General features: G+C 71.3%; 14 protein-coding genes. 10 read left to right on the forward strand and 4 right to left on the reverse strand.

Annotated features, from left to right (window positions below; genetic code table 11):
• Nucleotides 1–22: 22 nt before the first annotated feature.
• From recN to AC3WXD_RS11570, 3 genes are all read left to right on the forward strand, one after another.
• Complete coding sequence (recN, locus tag AC3WXD_RS11560) at nucleotides 23–1,747, forward strand: DNA repair protein RecN (protein ID WP_492323741.1); 1,725 nt, start codon at nucleotides 23–25, stop codon at nucleotides 1,745–1,747.
• 43 nt (nucleotides 1,748–1,790) lie between these two features.
• Complete coding sequence (locus tag AC3WXD_RS11565; protein WP_020201408.1) at nucleotides 1,791–2,231, forward strand: hypothetical protein; 441 nt, start codon at nucleotides 1,791–1,793, stop codon at nucleotides 2,229–2,231.
• A gap of 172 nt (nucleotides 2,232–2,403) precedes the next feature.
• Nucleotides 2,404–4,113 (forward strand): S8 family peptidase, encoded by a 1,710-nt coding sequence (locus tag AC3WXD_RS11570; protein WP_454731234.1) that lies wholly within the window; start codon nucleotides 2,404–2,406, stop codon nucleotides 4,111–4,113.
• Nucleotides 4,114–4,168: 55 nt separating this feature from the next.
• Here AC3WXD_RS11570 and rrtA read toward each other — a convergent pair whose 3' ends face one another.
• Both rrtA and glnE read right to left on the reverse strand, forming a co-directional pair.
• Nucleotides 4,169–4,804: a rhombosortase gene (rrtA, locus tag AC3WXD_RS11575; protein WP_492323742.1), complete on the reverse strand. Its 636-nt coding sequence runs from the start codon at nucleotides 4,802–4,804 to the stop codon at nucleotides 4,169–4,171.
• Nucleotides 4,801–7,641 (reverse strand): bifunctional [glutamate--ammonia ligase]-adenylyl-L-tyrosine phosphorylase/[glutamate--ammonia-ligase] adenylyltransferase, encoded by a 2,841-nt coding sequence (gene glnE, locus AC3WXD_RS11580; RefSeq protein ID WP_492323794.1) that lies wholly within the window; start codon nucleotides 7,639–7,641, stop codon nucleotides 4,801–4,803. Before glnE ends, rrtA begins: the two co-directional genes overlap by 4 nt.
• Nucleotides 7,642–7,885: 244 nt before the next feature.
• Between glnE and AC3WXD_RS11585 the strand changes: the two genes are divergently transcribed.
• The 5 genes from AC3WXD_RS11585 (at nucleotide 7,886) to AC3WXD_RS11605 (ending at nucleotide 17,856) form a co-directional block, all read left to right on the forward strand.
• The gene (locus tag AC3WXD_RS11585) at nucleotides 7,886–12,343 is read left to right on the forward strand and encodes a YhdP family protein (RefSeq protein ID WP_492323743.1); all 4,458 of its coding nucleotides are present in this window, start codon (nucleotides 7,886–7,888) and stop codon (nucleotides 12,341–12,343) included.
• Nucleotides 12,344–12,395: 52 nt separating this feature from the next.
• Nucleotides 12,396–13,229, forward strand: a complete 834-nt coding sequence (locus AC3WXD_RS11590; protein ID WP_020201403.1) for a carbon-nitrogen hydrolase family protein — start codon at nucleotides 12,396–12,398, stop codon at nucleotides 13,227–13,229.
• Between the two features lie 99 nt (nucleotides 13,230–13,328).
• Nucleotides 13,329–14,789, forward strand: coding sequence for a metalloprotease TldD (tldD, locus tag AC3WXD_RS11595; protein ID WP_020201402.1), 1,461 nt, complete (start codon nucleotides 13,329–13,331; stop codon nucleotides 14,787–14,789).
• Nucleotides 14,790–15,166: 377 nt separating this feature from the next.
• Nucleotides 15,167–16,246 carry a 3-deoxy-7-phosphoheptulonate synthase AroG gene (gene aroG, locus AC3WXD_RS11600; protein ID WP_020201401.1) on the forward strand — a complete coding sequence of 360 codons (1,080 nt, stop codon included), beginning with the start codon at nucleotides 15,167–15,169 and terminating at the stop codon, nucleotides 16,244–16,246.
• 257 nt (nucleotides 16,247–16,503) lie between these two features.
• Nucleotides 16,504–17,856, forward strand: a complete 1,353-nt coding sequence (locus AC3WXD_RS11605; RefSeq protein ID WP_081651325.1) for a Fic family protein — start codon at nucleotides 16,504–16,506, stop codon at nucleotides 17,854–17,856.
• Between the two features lie 114 nt (nucleotides 17,857–17,970).
• Here AC3WXD_RS11605 and AC3WXD_RS11610 read toward each other — a convergent pair whose 3' ends face one another.
• Complete coding sequence (locus tag AC3WXD_RS11610; protein WP_059412962.1) at nucleotides 17,971–18,369, reverse strand: c-type cytochrome; 399 nt, start codon at nucleotides 18,367–18,369, stop codon at nucleotides 17,971–17,973.
• Nucleotides 18,370–18,380: 11 nt separating this feature from the next.
• Nucleotides 18,381–18,728 (reverse strand): c-type cytochrome, encoded by a 348-nt coding sequence (locus AC3WXD_RS11615; RefSeq protein ID WP_029043267.1) that lies wholly within the window; start codon nucleotides 18,726–18,728, stop codon nucleotides 18,381–18,383.
• 430 nt (nucleotides 18,729–19,158) lie between these two features.
• Between AC3WXD_RS11615 and AC3WXD_RS11620 the strand changes: the two genes are divergently transcribed.
• Both AC3WXD_RS11620 and AC3WXD_RS11625 read left to right on the forward strand, forming a co-directional pair.
• On the forward strand, nucleotides 19,159–20,037 hold the full coding sequence (locus AC3WXD_RS11620; protein WP_020201397.1) for an AAA family ATPase: 879 nt from the start codon (nucleotides 19,159–19,161) through the stop codon (nucleotides 20,035–20,037).
• Between the two features lie 13 nt (nucleotides 20,038–20,050).
• Complete coding sequence (locus AC3WXD_RS11625; protein ID WP_059412963.1) at nucleotides 20,051–20,644, forward strand: GNAT family N-acetyltransferase; 594 nt, start codon at nucleotides 20,051–20,053, stop codon at nucleotides 20,642–20,644.
• Nucleotides 20,645–20,668: the final 24 nt, after the last annotated feature.

Here is a 20,668-nt window from a genome sequence, read left to right on the forward strand (position 1 = left end):
AGACCCTGACCCGTCGCCCACGATGCTGCGCAGCCTGTCCATCCGCGATTTCGTCATCGTCGATAGCCTCGACCTCGACTTCTCCCCGGGCTTCACCGTCTTCACCGGCGAGACCGGCGCCGGCAAGTCGATCCTGATCGACGCGCTGGCCCTGGTGCTGGGCGAGCGCGCCGACGCCGGCGTGGTGCGCGAAGGCGCCGCCCGCGCCGGTATCAGCGCCACCTTCGCCACGCCGCCCGGGCTCGACGCCTGGCTGGCCGAGCACGACCTCACCGGCGACGAAGGCACGGTGCTGCTGCGCCGCACGGTCGACGCCGGCGGGCGCAGCAAGGCCTTCATCAACGGCGCCGCCGCCACGCTCGGCCAGTTGCGCGAGATCGGCGACCGCCTGGTCGACATCCACGGCCAGCACGCCCACCAGCTGCTGCTGCGCCCCGACGCCCAGCGCCTGCTGCTCGACGCCCACGCCGGCCTCACCGCGCAGGCCGGCGCCGTGGCCGAAGCCTGGCGCTCGTGGCGCGCCTGCGTGCGCCAGCGCGAGACCGTGGAGCACCGCTCGCGCGAGATGGCGCTCGAGCGCGAGCGCCTCGAATGGCAGGTCGGCGAGCTGGAAAAGCTCGCGCCGCAGCCCGGCGAATGGGAAGACATCCAGGCCGAATACAACCGCCTGTCGCACGCCGCCGGCCTGATCGAAGGCAGCCGCGCCGCGCTCGAGGCGCTCTCCGAGGCCGACGGCTCGGTGCTGTCCACGCTCAACGGCGTGGTGCAGCGCCTGCGCCAGCTCGCCGACGTCGACCCGGCCCTGGGCGACGTGCTGGCCGCGCTCGACCCGGCCCAGGTGCAGGTCGAGGAAGCCGCGCATTCGCTCAACCGCTACGTCGACCGGCTCGACCTCGACCCCGAGCGGCTGCAGGTGGTGGAGGCGCGCATGCAGGCGCTGCACACCACCGCGCGCAAGTACCGGCTGCCGCCCGAGCAACTGCCCGACGAGCTGCTGGCACGGCGCCAGCAGCTCGACGACCTGCAGTCGGCCCAGGACCTGAACAAGGCGATGGCGCGCGAGGCCGCCGCGCGCGCCGCCTACCTGACCATCGCCCAGCACCTCGGCGCGGCGCGCAAGGTGGCCGCCGAGAAGCTCTCGGCCGGCGTGACCGAGGCCATGCAGGGCCTGTCGATGGCCGGCGGCAGCTTCGCCGTGGCGCTGCACCCGCTCGAGGAAGGCCAGAGCCACGGCCTCGAACAGGTGGAGTTCCTGGTCGCCGGGCATGCCGGCGTGAGCGCTCGCCCGCTGGCCAAGGTGGCCTCCGGCGGCGAGCTCGCCCGCATCAGCCTGGCGATCTCGGTCATCACCAGCGAGGCCGCGCCCACGCCGACCCTGATCTTCGACGAAGTCGATACCGGCATCGGCGGCGCGGTGGCCGAAGTCGTTGGCCGCCGCCTGCAGGAGCTGGGCCGCGCGCGCCAGGTGCTGTGCGTGACCCACCTGCCGCAGGTGGCCGCGCAGGCCGGCACGCACCTGCTGGTCAGCAAGGAAACCAGCGAGGGCGGCCCGGCCGGCTCCGTCACCCGCTCGCGCATCCGCGCGCTCGATGCCGCCGGCCGCGTGGTCGAGACCGCGCGCATGCTCGGCGGCACCACGGTGACGGCCACCACCATGCAGCACGCCGAGGAAATGCTCGCGCAAGGCGCGCGCGGCGGCGCCGGCACGGCCCGCGAGCCGCGCCGCACGCGCCGCGCCGCCAGTTGACCGCGCCCCGTCCTCCGGCCCCGTAACCATTCAGGAGTCTCCCATGTCCATCGGCACGCAGCCGCTCTCCCGCAAGCCGGCCCGCCCGCTGCGCCTGACCATCCTGTGCGGCGCGCTGGCCCTGCTGGCGCTGGCCACGCTGAGCGCCTGCCAGGCCCAGCGCCCGTCCGCGCCGGCCAGCAGCCTCAACGCCGACCGCGCCGTCGGCGACATCATGGTGCGCTTCACCGCGCCGCCTGTGACCGCCTCGGAAGACGCCGGGCGCCTGGTGGAATCCATCGCCGGGCCGATCCGCTTCGTGGTCAAGCGGCCCATGTCGGGCGGCGTCTGGCTCGTCACCGCGATCTCCGCCTCGGCCGACGCCACGCTCGACCAGGCCGTGGCCACGCTGCGCGCGGCGCCGCGCATCGAGACCGCCGAGCCCGACCGCGTGCTCAAGCCCAACCGCACCCAGCCGGCCAGCCGCGACATGCGGCCCGACTGAGAAAAACGGTTTGCTGTAGTCGAATGCCCGCGCTCGGGCGTTGAAGTACCTTGAAAAAGCTTGGTCGCAGTAACCGAGGTTTCCGGCGCATCCGCGCACAGGCAATTCCGGAGCATCCCAGGGGTGCTCCACCGCGGTCGGTCCGACGCGGACCAAACGGCAGGAGGCAGACATGCGGCAACCGTTTCAGGATCGAAATAGCGGGCTAGCGCAACGGGCGCGGCGCGGCGCAGCGCGATCGGCGCTCTCGGCGCTGCTGGCGCCGCTGGTGCTGGGCGCCGGCCTCTGGCTGGGCCTGCCGGCCGCCGCCGGCGCGGCGCCCGACCCGGCCGCGCGCCCGGCACCCCGCTACAGCGGCAACTTCATCGTGCGCTGGCGCGACGGCGCCACCACCAAGGACGGCGCCGCCGGCAGCGCCGGCGCGGACCCGCAATCCGAGCGCATGCTGAGCGTGAGCCAGGACACCGGCGTGGCGCTCTCGGTCAAGCGCCAGATGGGCGGCAACCTGCAACTGCTGAGCGCCGGCGATGCCGCCGACCCCGAAGCCACCGCGGCGCGCCTGCGCAAGGATCCGCGCATTGCCGAGGTGGTGCCTGACCGCTGGCTGCGGCTCCATGACACCAGCCCCAACGATCCCGAATTCGCGCTCAACCAGGCCTATCTCAACACGCCCGCCGTGGTGCGCGGCGGCGTCAACCTGCCGCCCGCCTGGGACCGCAGCCGCGGCAACGGCAGCCTGGTGATCGCGGTGGTCGACACCGGCTACCTGCCCCATCCCGACCTGGCCGCACGCATCGTGCCGGGCTATGACTTCATCACCGACCCCGGCACCGCCAACGACGGCGGCGGCCGCGACGCCGACGCCACCGATGCCGGCGACGGCGTGCCGGTCGGCTACACCTGCTCCGGCTCGGCGCCGGCCACCACCGCCACCAACAACAGCTGGCACGGCACGCGCGTGGCGGGCACGCTGGGCGCGATCACCGACAACGGGCAGAGCATCGCCGGGGTGGACTGGAACGCGCGCATCCAGCCGGTGCGCGTCTCGGGCCGCTGCGGCGCGCTGCTGTCCGACACCGTCGACGGCATGCGCTGGGCCGGCGGCCTGCCGGTGCCGAACATCCCGAACAACCCCACCCCGGCGCGCGTCATCAACGTGAGCCTGGGCGGCGGCACCTGCTCCACCGTCGAGCAGCAGGCCGTCAACGACCTCGCCGCCGCCGGCGCGGTGGTGGTCGCCGCCACCGGCAACAGCGCCGGCGCGGTCGAGGCGCCGGCGGACTGCGCCGGCGTGGTGGCCGTCACCGCGCACGTCAACGACGGCGAGAACGCCAGCTACGCCAACGTCGGCCCGCAGGTCTCGCTGAGCGCGCCGGGCGGCGGCTGCGGCAACTCCAAGGTCGTCACCGACCCCGGCACCGGCCAGATCTCGTGCTCGGCGTCGCAGTCGTTCATCCGCACGCTGTCCAACGACGGCACCACCACGCTCGGCAACTACAACGTGACCAACTCGCAGGGCACCAGCTTCGCCGCGCCGCTGGTGTCGGGCGTGGCCGCGCTGATGCTGGCGGCCAACCCGGCACTGACGCCGGCCCAGGTGCTGGCCGCGCTGAAAAGCTCGGCGCGCCCGCATCCGGCCAACACCTATTGCACGCTGGCGGCCAACACCGGCAACTGCGGCGCGGGCCTGCTCGACGCCAATGCCGCGCTGATCGCCGCCACGCAGGCGCCGGCGACCACGCCGACCGCGCCTTCGAGTGGCGATAGCGGCGGCGGTGGCGGTGGCGGCGCGCTGGCATGGCCGCTCTCGATCGCGCTGTGCGGCCTCGGCCTGCTGCTGGGCCTGGGCGCGCGGCGCGGCAGGAAGGCCGCGCCGCGCTGACGGCACGGCGGAGGCGGCCGCGCGAACCGCGGCTGCTGCGCCAGACCCCGCGCGCTCAAGCGCCGTGCCGGCGCTCCCACCACTCCTGCAGCAGCCACAGCGCCAGGCCGGCCACCGCGCCGGCCGCGTGCGAGATGCGCACCACGCCGAAGCCCCAGTGCGCGTCGAACACCACCGGCGCCAGCCACGACTGCTCCAGCCAGGTCTTCACCAGCACGCCCAGGCACAGCAGCACGCCGGTCGCGCGCGACCAGCCGTCGCCGCGCAGCAGGCGCAAGCCGCCCCACAGCGCCAGCCCGTGCAGCGCGCCGGACAGCCCGCCGTACCAGCCCACCGACGGCACCCGGCACAACGCCAGCTGCACCGCCACGCCGCAGGCCAGCAGCACCGCGAACATGACGCCGCCGCGCGCCTCGCGCCCGACCAGCAGCAGCAGGCCCGCGGCCGCCAGCAGGTCGGCCAGCCAGTGGCGCCAGCCCAGGTGCACCCACATCGCGGTCAGCAGGCGCCACCACTGGCCGGCGGCGCCATGCCCGAGCACCGCGTCGCGCAGGTAGAGCCCGTGCGCGTGCAGCCACGGAATGAAGGTGAAGGCCGCGCCGAGCGCGGCCGTGGCGGCCAGCGCGGCCAGCACGCCGGGCAAGGTGGATGGGCTGGCGGCGGCCGGCGGCGGCGCGGGCGGCTGCGTCAATTGCCGCCGGCGCCCGCCGGCTCGCCGAACACCGCCTGCCACAGCGCGCGCACCTGCGCCACCGCCGCGGCCACCGCATCGGCGGGCACGCGCGCCTGGTCGTGGCCGTCGAGCCGCAACTGGTGCTGGCGCGCACGGAACGCGCGGTAGGCGTCGCCCACCTCGCGCGCCAGCGTGGCGTCGATCAGGCCCAGCTCGCCGGCGGTGCGCAGCAGCGCGATATTGCCGGCGTTGCGGGTCAGCTCGGGATGGTCGTGGCTGTGCAGCAGCACCAGGTACTGCACGGTAAATTCGATGTCGACCATGCCGCCGCGGTCGTGCTTGAGGTCGAACAGCTCGCCGGGATTCGGGTGGCCGTCGGCCACCTTGCGCCGCATCGCGGCGATCTCGCCGCGCAGCGTGGCGGCGTCGCGCGGCTGGCGCAGGACCTCGTCGCGCAGGCGCTCGAAGTGCGCGCCGATCTCCGCGTCGCCGGCGCAGAAGCGCGCGCGCGTGAGCGCCTGGTGCTCCCATACCCAGGCCGTGTTGTCGCCCTCGCGCTGCTGGTAGCGGCGAAAGCCCTCGAAGCTGGTCACCAGCAGGCCCGCCTCGCCGTTCGGGCGCAGCCGCGTATCCACGTCGAACAGCGTGCCGGCCGCGGTGTGGCTGGTCAGCCAGGTGATCAGCCGGCGCGCGTAGGCCGCGTAGATGTCGGGCGCGCGCTCGTGCTCGTCCTCGTACAGGAAGATGATGTCGAGGTCGGAGGCGTAGCCGAGCTCCTTGCCGCCCAGCTTGCCGTAGGCGATCACCGCGAAGCGCGGATCCTCGCGGTGGCGCGTGGCCAGCTGGCGCCACACCGCGTGCAGCGTGACGGCCAGCATGGCGTCGGCGAGGTCGGACAGGCGGTCGGCCACCTGCTCCACGGTCAGCATGCCCTGCAGGTCCTGCAGCAGGATGCGGAAGGTCTCGGCATGGTGCTCGCGGCGCAGGATGTCCATCTGCGCCTCGACCTGGCCGTGGGCGGCGTCGAGCCGCGCGGCCAGGCGCGCGCGGAAATCGTGCCAGTCCGGCGCGCCGGCCAGCGCGTCGCTGTCGAGCAGTTCGTCGAGCAGTTGCGGGTGGCGCGTCAGGTAGGCGGCGGCCCAGCTCGATGCGTGCAGCGTGTCGGCCACGCGCGCCATCGCCTGCGGGTATTCGGACAGCAGCGACAGATAGGACGCGCGCCGGCTGATGGCCTCGAGGAAATCGACGAAGCGCGCGATGGTGCGGTCGGCGTCGTGCTGGCGCGCGGCCAGGTCCAGCGCGCGGTTGACCAGCAGGTCGAAGCGCGCCCGGCTCTGCTCGGACAGCGCGCGGTAGCGCAGCGACGAGCCGGTCGCGCGCAGGCGGTCCAGCAGCCCGGTGCAGTCGGTGAAGCCGGCCTTGGCCAGGCGCTCGCACGGCGGCTCGTCCTCCTCGTCGCGGATCAGCGCGGGCCACAGCGCCTCGCACGGCTCGTTGACCTGGTCGGGGTCGGAGAAGGTCGCCTCGAACTGCTGCGCCACCGGCTCCTGCAGCGAGGACAGCCGCGCCATCAGCGCCGGCCAGCCGTCAAAGCCCATCATGGCGGCCACCGCCTGCTGTTCTTCCTCGGTGGTCGGCAGGTGATGGGTCTGGGCGTCGTCGCGGTATTGCAGGCGGTGCTCGAGCTGGCGCAGGAAGCGGTAGGCGTCGGCCAGCTGCTCGGCCTGGCCGGCCGGCAGCAGGCCATGCTCGACCGCCACCGCCAGCACTTCCAGCGTGGGCCGCACGCGCAGCGCGGTGTCCTGCCCGCCGCGGATGAGCTGGAACACCTGGGCCATGAACTCGATCTCGCGAATGCCGCCGCGGCCCAGCTTGATGTCGAACGCGCGCTGGTTGACGCGCTGCCCGCCGCCGGCCGCCACCAGCCCGCCGCTGCGCTTGGCCGCCTCGGCGCGGATCTGCGCGTGCAGCGAGCGGATCGCGGCGATCACGCCGTAGTCCAGGTAGCGGCGGAACACGAACGGGCCGGTCAGGCTGGCAAGCTGCGCCGCGGTGCGGCGCGCGTGCGGCGTGTCCTGCGCCGACACCACCCGGCCCTTGATCCACGCATAGCGCTCCCACTCGCGCCCCTGCACCACCAGGTACTGCTCCAGCATGCCGAAGCTGCACGCCAGCGGGCCGGCGTCGCCGTTCGGGCGCAGGCGCATGTCGACGCGGAACACGTAGCCGTCGGCGGTGACTTCGGCCAGCAGGTTGATCAGGCGGCGGCCCAGGCGGATGAAATATTCGTGGTTTGACAGGCTGCGCTGGCCGCCGCGCGTGTCGCCGTCCTCGTCGTAGAGGAAGATCAGGTCGATGTCGGACGACACGTTGAGCTCGCGCCCGCCCAGCTTGCCCATGCCGACCACCACCAGCTCCTGCACCTCGCCGCTCGATTCGCCGACCGGGCGGCCGTAGGCCGGGGCCATGTCCTCCTCCAGCACCGCCATGCCGTACTGGATGCCGAGCTCGGCCAGGTCGGTCATGGCGCCGGTGACTTCGCCCAGCGTCGACAGGCCGCGCAGGTCGCGCTCGATCACCACGCACATCACCTCGGCGCGCAGCCGGCGCAGCGCGCGCTTGACGGCATCCTCGACGTCGGCCGACGGCTCGCGCAGCGCCTGCAGCCGCGCCGCCATCCACGCGCGCGTGAGCGGCTGCGCGCTGGCGGCGGCGACGATTTCGGCCAGCCCGGGGCGGGCCTGCACCATGCGGCGGGTATAACGCGAATAGGCGGGCGAGTACAATGCCGTGCCGGCGCAGTCGACCGGCACGAGTCCGGCGGCGGCCACGACGGCGTGAGGCCCGCTGGCCATGTCGGCCACGGCTTGCCTGGCGGCGCCGGAAGTGTTGCCGGGCGCATGTCCGGCGGCGGCGGCACCGCCCGCGGCGGCGCTGGCGGCGGGCGCGGGCGCGGCCGTGGAACTCGTCGGATCAGTGGAAGTCATTCCTGTTGTTGTTTGGAAGCGCGTGAGCCGGCCCCGGGGCCGGCGCGCGCATCGTGCATGGCCGGTCAGGCACCGAATTGGAGAGCGCCTAGTATTGTCGGATAATCAGCGCATGTCCAGCCGCGCCACCCCACCCGCAGAACCCGCCGCCACGGCCGCTGCCACGGCCGCTGCCGCCGCCAGCGCCGCGCCGGGACGGGATGCCGCCGCCGGCCCCTCCCTCCTGCGGCAGGCGCCGCGCCGCGCGCTGGCGCTGGCGCGCGCGTTCGGCCGCGCCGCGCTGACCGTCGTGCGCCATCCCGCCTGGCGCGGGCTCGGCCGCGTGCTGGTGCGCCTGGCGCTGGCGCTGCTGGTGATGGCGCTGCTGGCCGGGCTGCTGATCCGCTTCGTGCTGTGGCCGCAGGCCTCGGCCGCGCGCACCTGGCTGGAGCAGCGCGGCTCGATCGCGCTCGCCGCCAAGTTCAGCATCGGCCAGCTCGACACCTACTGGGACGGCTGGCACCCCGCCTTCCACGCCCGCGACGTCGCCGCGGTCGACAGCGAGCAGCACGTGCTGATGGCCGCCGGCACGCTCGACGGCAAGCTCTCGTGGCGCTCGCTGTTCAGCATGGACCTGCTGTTCCAGCAGGTCTCCGCCAGCCACACCGACCTGCTGGTGCGGCGCACTCCGGAGGGCCGGCTCGAGGTGGCCGGCCTGACCGTCGACACCGCCAGCGCGAAGCCGCAGGACAACCGCCTGTTCGACTGGCTGCTGGCGCAGGGCAAGGTCGACCTCAGCGACGGCAAGCTGCGCTGGCTCGACGACAAGAACAAGCTGCCGCAGCTCGACGTGGGCAACATCCAGTTCAGCGCGCGGCGGTTCGGCTCGCGCCACGTCGTCAGGCTGGAGGCGCAGTCCCCCACGCTGGCGCCGCGCCCGCTGGTGATCGCGGCCGACTTCCGCCACGACTACCTGCGCCGCGCCGGCGACTGGCACAACTGGCACGGCCAGGCCAGCTGGGACCTGGGCCGGCTGGAACTGCCGGTGCTGCAGCGCTACACCGCCATCTTCGACCGCGTGGCGCGCGGCACCTTCAACACCGACGGCACCATCGAATTCCGCGGCGGCGAGATCAGCCGCAGCCAGGCCCGGCTGCGCGCCAGCGGCGTGGACCTGCAACTGGCCGGCGCGCCCGAGCCGCTCAAGCTGGCCAGCGCGCAGGCCTTCGTCATGCACCGCATCGGGCGCGACCACGACCACCTGCTGACCATCGACACCCTGCTGTGGCAGCCCGAGCCGGCCGAGGGCCCGGCCGTGCCGCCGGGGCGCGCCGACGTGGCCGCCTCCGCGCCCGCCGCGATGCCCTCGTCGACGTCCTCTTTGGCGTCCTCCTCCGCATCCGCCGCCATGCCGGCCTCCGCGGCCCCCGCCGGCGCGGCCTCCGACGCGCCCGCCGAGAACGCCTGGCGCGAAGGCATGCGCAAGGTGGTGGTGGGCTGGGCCACCGACAACAAGGGCCAGTTGCGCAAGTTCTCGCTCAAGGCGCCCACGTTCGACCTCAACACGGTGCGCTCGCTGGCCACCTCGCTGCCGCTCGACACCGCCCTGTCGCGCCAGCTGCGCGCGCTGCAGCCGTCCGGCCATCTCGACAACCTGGACGTGAACTGGAACCGCGACCGGCCGAACCTGCTGACGCGCCGCGCCGGCGCGGCGCATTTCAACGTGCAGGGCACGCTGCGCAACGTCTCGGTGCGCGAGCAGCCGGCCAGCCCCGCGCTCGGCGCGAACGGCAAGCCCAACCTGGGCGTGCCCGGCTTCTCGCGGCTGTCCGGCAGCTTCAACTTCGACGAGCGCCGCGGCAGCGCCCGCCTGGAAGGCAGCAACGCCGCGCTGGTGCTGCCCGGCATGTTCGAGGAGCCGCGCGTGGTGTTCGACCAGATCGCCGGCGAAGTGCACTGGACCCGCGACAACAACAAGCTGGCGGTGCGCACCGACGGCGTGCGCTTTGCCAACCCGGACACCGCGGGTATCGTGCGCGGCACCTGGCAGACCGGCGGCGACGGGCACGGCGGCATCGCCGACCTGACCGGCGAGCTGGACCGCGCCCAGGTCGGCCGCATCCCGCGCTACCTGCCGCTGGGCCTGCCCGCGGCCACGCGCCAGTACCTGGCCGGCGCGCTGGTGGCCGGCGAGGCCAGCGACGTGAAGTTCCTGGTCAAGGGCGACCTCGAATACTTCCCCTTCCACAGCCCGCACGAGGGCGCCGGCGATTTCCGCGTCGAGGTGCCGATCCAGCGCGTCAGCTACCAGATCGCGCCCCACGTCGGCGCGGCGCCCGGCAGCGCCGCGGCCGCCGCCAACGGCGGCAAGGCGTGGCCGAACTTCACCGACATCGGCGGCCGCGTGCTGTTCGAGCGCGGCGGCCTGTCCTTCGTGGCCCAGCATGCGGGCGTGCAGGGCGTACCCGGCGTCGCGCTGCAGGACGTCAACGGCCACATCGCCGACCTCAGCGACCACGGCCACCTGCTGCTCGACGGCGGCGCCAGCGGCACCATGTCGGGCTTCCTGCGCTTCATCGCCGCCAGCCCGGTGCGCGACTGGACCGGACAGGTGACCAGCGAGATGCGCGCCCAGGGCAACGGCGAACTGCGCCTCAAGCTCGACCTGCCGCTCACCGAGTCCCACGCGGCCAAGGTGGACGGCCAGTTCCGCCTGCCCGGCAACGAGGTCGTGCTGAACCCGCAATGGCCGCCGCTGGGCGGCACCACCGGCGTGATCGCCTTCAACGAGCACGGCTTCCAGCTCAACGACCTGCGCGCGCGCCTGCTCGGCGGCGAGATCCGCGCCGGCGGCGGCAGCCAGCCCGACGGCACGGTGCGCGTGACGGCCAGCGGCAATCTCGGCGCGCCCGGCATCCGCGAGCTGCTGGCCGGCTCGCCGCTCGCCGCGCTGGCGCAGAAGACCGAAGGCAGCGCCGCCTACAGCGCCGTGATCGGCGTGCGCGAGCACCAGCCGCAGATCACCGTCACCTCCGATCTGGCCGGGCTGGCGCTCGGCCTGCCCGCGCCGCTGGGCAAGAGCGCGGCCCAGGCCGTGCCGCTGCGCATGGAACTGCGCCCGGCCGCCGCGCGCGCCGGCCACGAGGAACTGCTGGTGCAATACGGCAATGCGCTCAACGCGCGCTACCTGCTGCGGCGCGGCGCCGAAAGCACGGAGGTGGTGTCCGGCGGCATCGGCATCGAGCAGCCCGCGCCGCAGCCGGCCAGCGGCGTCACCGCCGCGCTGGCCAGCGGCCGCTTCGACCTCGACCCGTGGCGCGCGCTGCTGGCGGGCGACGACGGCGCCGCCAGGGCGAACAGCGGCGCAAGCAGCGGCGGCCGGGGCAATGCGCCGGCCACGCCACCCGCGCCGCCCTCGCCTTTCCTCCCCGAGCGCATCACCGCGCACGCGCGCACGCTGGTGGCATTCGGCCGCGAGCTGGACGAGGCGGCGGTGGAAGCCAGCCGCGCGCCCGGCGGCTGGGACGTGCGCGTGGACGCGCGCCAGGTCGCCGGCACGCTGCGCTGGCGCGACGACGCCACCACCGGGCCGGCCGGCGCGCTGACGGTGCGCCTGTCGCGCCTGAACATCCCCGACAACAGCGACGCCGGCAACATGGCGGACACGCTGGCCGGCAATACCGACGAGCTGCCCGCGCTGGACCTGGTGGCCGACCGCTTCGAGCTGCACGGGCGCGACTTCGGCAAGCTCGAGGTCAAGGCGCACGCCAGCGAAAGCGGCGGCGACCCGGTGTGGACGCTGGAGCGCCTGGTGCTCGAGCAGCCCGGCGCCACCTTCACCGGCAGCGGCAGCTGGCGCATGCCGCGCCGGCTGCGCGAAGGCGCCAGCGCCGAGCGCCGCACCCTGCTCGACTTCAAGCTCGACGTGCGCAACGGCGGCCAGGTGCTCGAGCGCATGGGCCTGCCGCACATCCTGGCCGACGGCCGCGGCACGCTGGAGGGGCGCGTGGGCTGGCGCGGATCGCCGCTGGCGATCGACTACCCCACCCTGTCGGGCCGCGTGACGCTCAAGCTCGACAACGGCCAGATCCTCGCCGTGGAGCCGGGTGCGGCCAAGCTGCTGGGCGTGCTCAGCCTGCAGGGGCTGATGCGGCTGGCCACCTTCGACTTCCGCGGCGTGGCCGGCCAGGGCATGGTGTTCGACGAGATCACCGGCATCGGCACGCTCGAGAACGGCGTGGCCAGCACCAAGGACTTCGAGCTCCGGGGCGGCCAGCTGCGCGCCTCGATGACGGGCAGCGCCAACCTGCCGCGCGAGACCCAGGACCTGGAGGTCACGGTGGTGCCGCGCATCAACGCCACCTCGGCCTCGGTGGCGGCGGCCTTCATCAATCCGGCGCTGGGCATCGGCACGCTGGCCGCGCAGCTCATCTTCGCCGACGAGTTCTCCAAGGCCTTCAGCCGCCGCTACCACATCAGCGGCAGCTGGGCGAACCCGCAGATCAACAAAGTGGGGGAGAATAAGGCCGATGCCCAGCCCGGCCTGCCCGGCGTGCAGGGCACCTCGAACCGGGTCTACCCGCTGCCGTAGGCCCCGCCGGCCGCACCGGCGCCGCCGGCTCTCCATACCAAGGAAAAAGCACATGACCGCAACCGCCCCCGGCGCCACGCCGTTCCGCGTGGCCGCGATCCAGACCGTCAGCGGCATCTCGCGCGAGGCCAACCTGGCCCGCGCCGGCGCGCTGATCGCCCAGGCGGCCCACGGCGGCGCGGAGCTGGTGCTGCTGCCCGAGTATTTCTGCATGATGGGCCAGCGCGAGGGCGACAAGGTCGCCATCCGCGAGCGCGACGGCGACGGCCCGATCCAGTCGTTCCTGGCCGAGGCCGCGCGCCGCCACCGCATCTGGCTGGTCGGCGGCACCCTGCCGCTGTGGTGCGAGGACGAGGCGCGCGTCTACAACACCTCGCTGGCCTACGATCCGCGCGGCGAGCGCGTGGCGCGCTACGACAAGATCCACCTGTTCGGCTTCACGCGCGGCACCGAGAGCTACGACGAATCGCGCACCATCCTGGCCGGCGATACGCCGGTGAGCTTCGAGGCGCCGTGCGGCCGCGTCGCCATGTCGGTCTGCTACGACCTGCGCTTCCCCGAGCTGTACCGCCAGCTGGCGGCCGGCGGCAAGACCAGCTTGATTCTGATGCCGGCCGCCTTCACCTACACCACGGGACAGGCGCACTGGGAGATCCTGCTGCGCGCGCGCGCCATCGAGAACCAGTGCTACGTGCTGGCCGCGGCGCAGGGCGGCAAGCACGAGAATGGCCGCCGCACCTGGGGCCATTCGATGCTGGTCGATCCCTGGGGCGAGGTCATGGCGGTGCTGCCCGAAGGTGAAGGCGTGGTGAGCGGCGTGATCGACCCCGCGCGCCTGGACGAAGTGCGGCAGAACCTGCCGGCGCTGCGCCACCGGGTGCTGTAGCATGTACGGCCGCGCCGCCACGCGCCCCACGGGCGGCGCACAGATCATTCACGCGGCGGCGCCAGCGCGCCGCCGCGGCACGACGACAAAAGGAAAACCATGAACGCCGGCGACCTCGGAATCCGCAACCTCGCCACCGCCCAGCAACTGCTGCTGGCGCCCTATGGCCTCGACGAGGCCAAGCTCCAGCGCGTGCTGGCGGACATCTTCACGCACAAGGTCGACTACGCCGACCTCTACTTCCAGTACACCCGCAACGAGGCGTGGAGCCTGGAAGAGGGCATCGTCAAGTCGGGCAGCTTCAGCATCGACCAGGGCGTGGGCGTGCGCGCCGTGTCCGGCGACAAGACCGCCTTCGCCTACTCGGACGACATCAGCCTGGACGCGCTGCTCAAGGCCGGCGCCGCCACCCGCACCATCGGCCGCGCCGGCAGCGGCCGCGTCAAGGTGGCCGGCAAGCTGGCCTCGCAGGGCGGGCGCAGCCTGTACACGCCCAACGACCCGCTCGACTCGATGGCCGCCGCCGACAAGGTGGCGCTGCTCGAGCGCGTGGAGCGCATGGCGCGCGCCAAGGACCCGCGCGTGGTGCAGGTCATGGCGGGCCTGGCCGGCGAGTACGACGTGGTGCTGGTGGCGCGCAGCGACGGCGTCGTCGCCGCCGACGTGCGCCCGCTGGTGCGCGTCTCGGTCACGGTGATCGCCGAGCAGAACGGCCGCCGCGAGATCGGCTCCTCGGGCGGCGGCGGGCGCTATGCCTACGGCTATTTCACCGACGAGCTGCTGCGCAAGTATGTCGACGAGGCGGTCGCCTCGGCGCTGGTCAACCTCGAGGCGCGCCCGGCTCCGGCCGGCGCCATGACCGTGGTGCTGGGCCCGGGCTGGCCCGGCGTGCTGCTGCACGAGGCGATCGGCCACGGCCTGGAAGGCGACTTCAACCGCAAGGGCTCGTCCGCGTTCGCCGGCCGCATGGGCGAGCGCGTGGCGGCCAAGGGCGTGACCGTGGTCGACGACGGCACGCTGGCCAACCGCCGCGGCTCGCTCAACCTCGACGACGAGGGCAACCCGACCCAGTGCACCACGCTGATCGAGGACGGCATCCTCAAGGGCTACATGCAGGACACCCTCAACGCGCGCCTGATGAAGATGCCCGTGACCGGCAACGCGCGCCGCGAGAGCTACGCCGCGCTGCCGATGCCGCGCATGACCAACACCTACATGCTCAACGGCAACCGCGACCCGCAGGAGATCATCGCCAGCGTCAAGCGCGGCCTCTACGCGGTGAACTTCGGCGGCGGCCAGGTCGACATCACCAACGGCAAGTTCGTGTTCTCGGCCAGCGAGGCCTACCTGATCGAGGACGGCAAGATCACCGCCCCGGTCAAAGGCGCCACGCTGGTCGGCAACGGCCCGGAATCGCTCAAGGACGTGACCATGATCGGCAACGACATGCGCCTGGACTCGGGCGTGGGCGTGTGCGGCAAGGAAGGCCAGAGCGTGCCGGTGGGCGTCGGCCAGCCGACCCTGCGCATCGAGAACATGACCGTGGGCGGCACCGCCTGAACCCGGCGCCGCGCCGCGCGTGTCGCGCGCGGCGCTTGCCAAGCCCCGCAAAAAGCGCTATAAAGATGCTTCGTTGCGCGATGGTCAACTGCCGCGGCCCGCTGATTTACCGGACGCCGCGCAATTTCCTGCCATCCCTTGACGCATTGCCGCAAAGAACATACGACACCCGAGCCTGATCCGATCCATGTCCGCCAAGTTTTACTTTTACTTTTATAGCGATCTCACACCGCTGGCGGATGGAGAGGGACGATCGTAAGCGCCCCGAGGATACACAAAAAGCCGCCAGCAACCCTGGCGGCTTTTTTTATCCCGGCCCGCTCCCAGGCCCTAGCCCACACACCCAAACCCACGACCCACGAAATCCCGGAGCCATCATGCTGAAGAACACCGACGACCTGCGTATTCGCGAACTCAAGGAACTGTTGCCGCCAGCGCACCTGATCCGCGAATTCGCCTGCTCCGAACAGGCCTCGGACGTGATCTACGGCGCGCGCCAGGCCATGCACCGCATCCTGCACGGCATGGACGACCGCCTGATCGTCATCATCGGGCCCTGCTCGATCCACGACACCCGCGCCGCGCTCGAATACGCCAAGCTGCTCAAGGTGCAGCGCGATCGCTTCGCCGGCGAGCTGGAAGTGGTGATGCGGGTGTATTTCGAGAAGCCGCGCACCACGGTGGGCTGGAAGGGGCTGATCAACGACCCGCACATGGACGGCAGCTTCAAGATCAACGACGGCCTGCGCATCGCGCGCGAGCTGCTGCTGAACATCAGCGAGATCGGCGTGCCGACCGGCACCGAGTACCTCGACATGATCAGCCCGCAATACCTCGCCGACCTGGTGAGCTGGGGCGCCATCGGCGCGCGCACCACCGAAAGCCAGGTGCACCGCGAGCTGGCCTCCGGACTGTCGTGCCCGGTGGGCTTCAAGAACGGCACCGACGGCAACGTCAAGATCGCCGTGGACGCCATCAAGGCCGCCTCGCAGCCGCACCATTTCCTGTCGGTCACCAAGGGCGGCCACTCGGCCATCGTGTCGACCTCGGGCAACGAGGACTGCCACATCATCCTGCGCGGCGGCAAGACGCCCAACTACGACGCCGCCAGCGTGCAGGAAGCCTGCGAAGCGATCTCCAAGTCCGGCCTGGCCGCGCGCCTGATGATCGACGCCTCGCACGCCAACAGCAGCAAGAAGCACGAGAACCAGATCCCGGTGTGCGAGGACATCGGCCGCCAGGTGGCGGGCGGCGACGAGCGCATCGTCGGCGTGATGGTGGAGTCGCACCTGGTGGCGGGCCGCCAGGACCACGTACAGGGCACGCCGGTGGACACCCTGACCTACGGCCAGTCGGTCACCGACGCATGCATCGGCTGGGACGACTCGGTCAAGGTGCTGGAGACGCTGGCCAACGCCGTCAAGGCGCGCCGGCTGGTCAAGGGCACCGGCAACTGAGCGCCGGTTGCGCGCAACGAAAAAGCCGCTGGTGTCAGCGGCTTTTTTTCCGACTTCGACATGACGCCCGCGCCGGAACCCGGCTGGCTCGCGCGCACGACCGATCCGACAGGGTGCGGATGTGCCCGTGAAACCCGGCCCGACGGAAACAAATCAGCCCGCCATCAGCTCATGCGAACTCCCGGATGAGCCGATTCGAGCTGTATTGAGCTAATATGAGCTGATTCAACCCGTCGAGCCGGTTCGAGGAGTGTGCCGTGGTCGTGCAAGACGAGATCCTTCTAGCGCTGCAGGCGCAGGCGCAAACAGCGTCTCCCTGGCTGAGTTCGCGCGACCTTGCCAACCGGGTTCATGCCAGTTGGTCCACGGTGAAACGCCAGCTCGACACGTTGGTGCGCGCCGGCGGCGTGATTCGGGAAGGCCGCGCGCGCGCCACGCGATACCGGCTGGCGCCGAGCTTGCCCGCGGCGTCGCAGCCGGCGGCGCCGCGAGCGTTATCGCCTGTGCCAGGCTTCTCGTTGTCCGCGCGAGGCCAAGCGCTGCTGGCCGAGCTGAAGCGGCCGCTGGCCGCGCGCGAGGCCGTCGGCTACCAGCGCGCCTTCGTGGACGGTTATGTGCCGAACCAGAGTTCCCTCCTGCCCGAAGCCATCGCGCACGCGCTGGCCGAAGAGGGACGCCTGCGCGGACAACAGCCCGCCGGAACCTATGCGCGCAACGTGCTGGGCCCCCTGCTCATCGATCTGTCCTGGTCCTCGTCGCGCCTGGAGGGCAATCGCTATTCCCTGCTGGCCACGGAAGAACTGTTCAAGAACGGCATGGCCGGCAGCGATCTGGACGCGGTCATGTTGCTCAACCACAAGGCCGCCATCGAATTCCTGGTCGATGCGGTGCCCGAGTACGGCCTGACGCCGGCCCTGATCAGAAACCTGCATGCCATCCTGATGCAAGACCTGCTGGCGGACGCCCATGGCCTGGGCAGCATTCGCCAAAAGGTGGTCAATATCAGCGACACCACTTACGTCCCGGCACATGCTCCCGCGCTGCTGGAGGAGATGTTCGGGCACATCGTGGAGAAGGCGCGGCAGATCAAGAACCCGGTGGAGTCGGCCTTCTTCCTCTGGGTGAATCTGGCCTATCTGCAGCCCTTCGAGGACGGCAACAAGCGTACCAGCCGCCTGTCGGCCAATATTCCCCTGATGCTGTACAACTGCGCGCCCTTGTCGTTCCTGGATGTGGAAGCGCAGGACTATGCCTGCGCCATGATGGGCGTGTACGAGCATCGCGACGTGGCGCTGGCTGCGGACCTGTTCGAATGGGCCTATCGGCGCTCGATCAGGAAATACGCCGTCCAGATCGAGGCGATGGGTGTTCCCGACCCGATGCGACTGCGCTTCCGGGAAGCCTTGAACGAGACGATCGGCCATATTGTCCGCGATGGACGGACGGCCGCCGAAGCCGCGGCCTTGCTGGGGTTGTCCGAACAGGATGCGCAGGTTTTCCAGCCGATGCTCGCGCAGGAACTGCGGACGCTGGACCTGCACAACTGCGCCCGCTACCGGCTCACGCCGGGACAGACCAGGCAGTGGATCGCCGCGGGGCGGCCGCAGTAGCGGCACATCGTCGTCGCCGGGACGGCGCCTTCGCGAAACAGGAAGCCATTCCCGAACGGCAGGGTGTGCCGGGGCGCCGCCCCGCCTGTCGGCGGCACGGCATGCGTGCCGTCCTTACTTCTTCAACACCAGCCCGCCCGGCAGCGATTCGATGTACGCGGCGATGTCGCGCAGTTCCTGGCGCGTGAACGGGCGCGGCTTGCCGTCCTTGCCGGTCACGGCGGGATTGGCGTTGACCTGCCCGGCCATGATGGCATTCGAGCGGCCCACCTGCGGGTTGGTGGTGATCTGGTAGGCGGCCAGCGCGTGGTACAGGTAGTCGGCGTGCTGGCCGGCCAGCTTCGGGTAGTCCGGGCTGATCGGGGCATTCATGCCGGCGCCGTGGCAGGCCACGCAGTTGCCCTTTTCCACCAGCGCCTTGCCGGCGGCGATGTCGGCCGCCGCGGCGGAGAAAGCCGCGCCACCCAGCACGAGCGCGCCGGCCGCGAGCGAAAGCGTCTTGAGCGTATTCATGGAGGGTCCCCTCACTTCTGGTTGTTGTTCTGGGTGCCGGAGGTCTGCTGCGCGTAGTAGGCAGCCACGTCGGCGATGTCCTGGTCGCTCAGCGTGGCGGCGATGCCGCGCATGGTCGGGTGCTTGCGGTCGCCCTTCTGGTATTCCTTGAGCGCGTTCTCGATGTACTTGGCGTTCTGGCCTCCCAGCAGCGGCACCTGGTACACCTCGGGAAACGAGGCACGGTATCCGGGAATACCATGACATCCGATACACATTGCGACCTTGTTTCTGGCTGCATCCACATTGCCTTTGACTTCCTGGGCGTGCACAGCCATTGCGGCTGCGCCCAGCACCACCATCGTGAGGAGCTTTTTCATTGTCGTAGCTGATTGGAAGTGTAAAACCCTGGGAGACCTGCCCGACCGGTCGGAAATGGCTTCGGAATGGGTCCGGCGGGGAAGCCGCATCTGCCTGCGGCTCGATGTGGCGCTGCCAGCGGGGTCGGGCACAGCGGGCGTCCTTCGTCGGGACGTCCACGCCTGGAAGTGGCCAGGCGAAGCGGGCACGGACCTGCCTCATTCTGCAACCATCTCTTCGCACGCCGCCTCCCGGCAGGGGCCGCGCGCATGACTGGGCGGACGAACCGGACGGTGGAGATATAGGACTTTGGGGGGCGCGTCAAACCGGCGCATTGTACAGCAGGCTGCACGCGAGCGTCCAGCATGGTGCACGCCGCCATACACGAACGGAAAAGCTCTTTTATACTGGCCCATTCCGACACGCACGAACCCCTCATCAGGTTGCCTCATGTCCAACACCACCAACGCCAGCCCCAACCAGCAGACCCGCTTCGAAGGCAGCCAGCAGTACGTTGCCACCGATGACCTCAAGCTGGCCGTCAACGCCGCCCGCGCGCTGCAGCGCCCGCTCCTGATCAAGGGCGAGCCCGGCACCGGCAAGACCATGCTGGCAGAGGAAGTGGCCGCGGCGCTGGGCATGCCGCTGCTGCAATGGCACATCAAGTCGACCACCAAGGCGCAGCAGGGCCTGTACGAGTACGACGCGGTCTCGCGCCTGCGCGACTCGCAGCTCGGCGACGACCGCGTGCACGACATCCGCAACTACATCGTCAAGGGCGTGCTGTGGCAGGCGTTCGAGGCCGACCAGCAGGTGGTGCTGCTGATCGACGAGATCGACAAGGCCGACATCGAATTCCCCAACGACCTGCTGCGCGAGATCGACCGCATGGAGTTCTACGTGTACGAGACGCGCGAGCTGGTCAAGGCCAGGCACCGCCCGCTCGTCATCATCACCTCCAACAACGAGAAGGAGCTGCCGGACGCCTTCCTGCGCCGCTGCTTCTTCCACTACATCAAGTTCCCCGACGCCGAGACCATGCAGCGCATCGTCGACGTGCACTATCCCGGCATCAAGCGCGAGCTGGTGGCCGCCGCGCTCGAGTCGTTCTACGAGATGCGCAACCTGCCGGGCCTGAAGAAGAAGCCCTCCACCTCGGAGCTGATCGACTGGCTCAAGCTGCTGATGGCCGAGGACATCCCGCCCGAGGCGCTCAAGAGCCCGGACAAGAAGGCCGCGATCCCGCCGCTGCACGGCGCGCTGCTGAAGAACGAGCAGGACGTGCACCTGTTCGAGCGGCTGGTGTTCATGAACCGCGCCAACCGCTGAACCCGGACCCGCCATGACTGCCTTTGCCAAACCCGTGACGCTGGTGGGCCATCACGCCACGCTGGAGCCGCTGCGCCCCGAGCATGCCGACGGCCTGCGCGCCGCCGTGGCCGACGGCGAGCTGTGGAAGCTCTGGTACACCAGCGTGCCCGAGCCCGATCGCATGGAAGCCGAGATCGCGCGGCGCCTGGGCCTGCTGGAACAGGGCTCGATGCTGCCGTTCGCGGTGCGCGACGCCGCCGGCGAGCTGGCCGGCATGACCACCTTCATGAACATCGACGCGGCCAACCGGCGCGTCGAGATCGGCTCGACCTGGTATGCGCGGCGCGTGCAGCGCTCGCCGCTGAACACCGAATGCAAGCTGATGCTGCTGGGCCATGCGTTCGACCATCTCGGCTGCATCGCGGTGGAGTTCCGCACGCACTGGATGAACCAGCAGAGCCGCGCCGCCATCGCGCGGCTCGGCGCCAAGCAGGACGGCGTGCTGCGCAACCACCAGCGCATGCCGGACGGCTCGCTGCGCGACACCGTGGTGTTCTCCATCATCGCCAGCGAATGGCCGACCGTGCGCCAACACCTGCAGTTCCAGCTCGAGCGCCCGCGCTGACAGCGCGCGCCGACTGAAAGCGAG

Source organism: Cupriavidus sp. FW216-B1 (assembly GCF_058789195.1).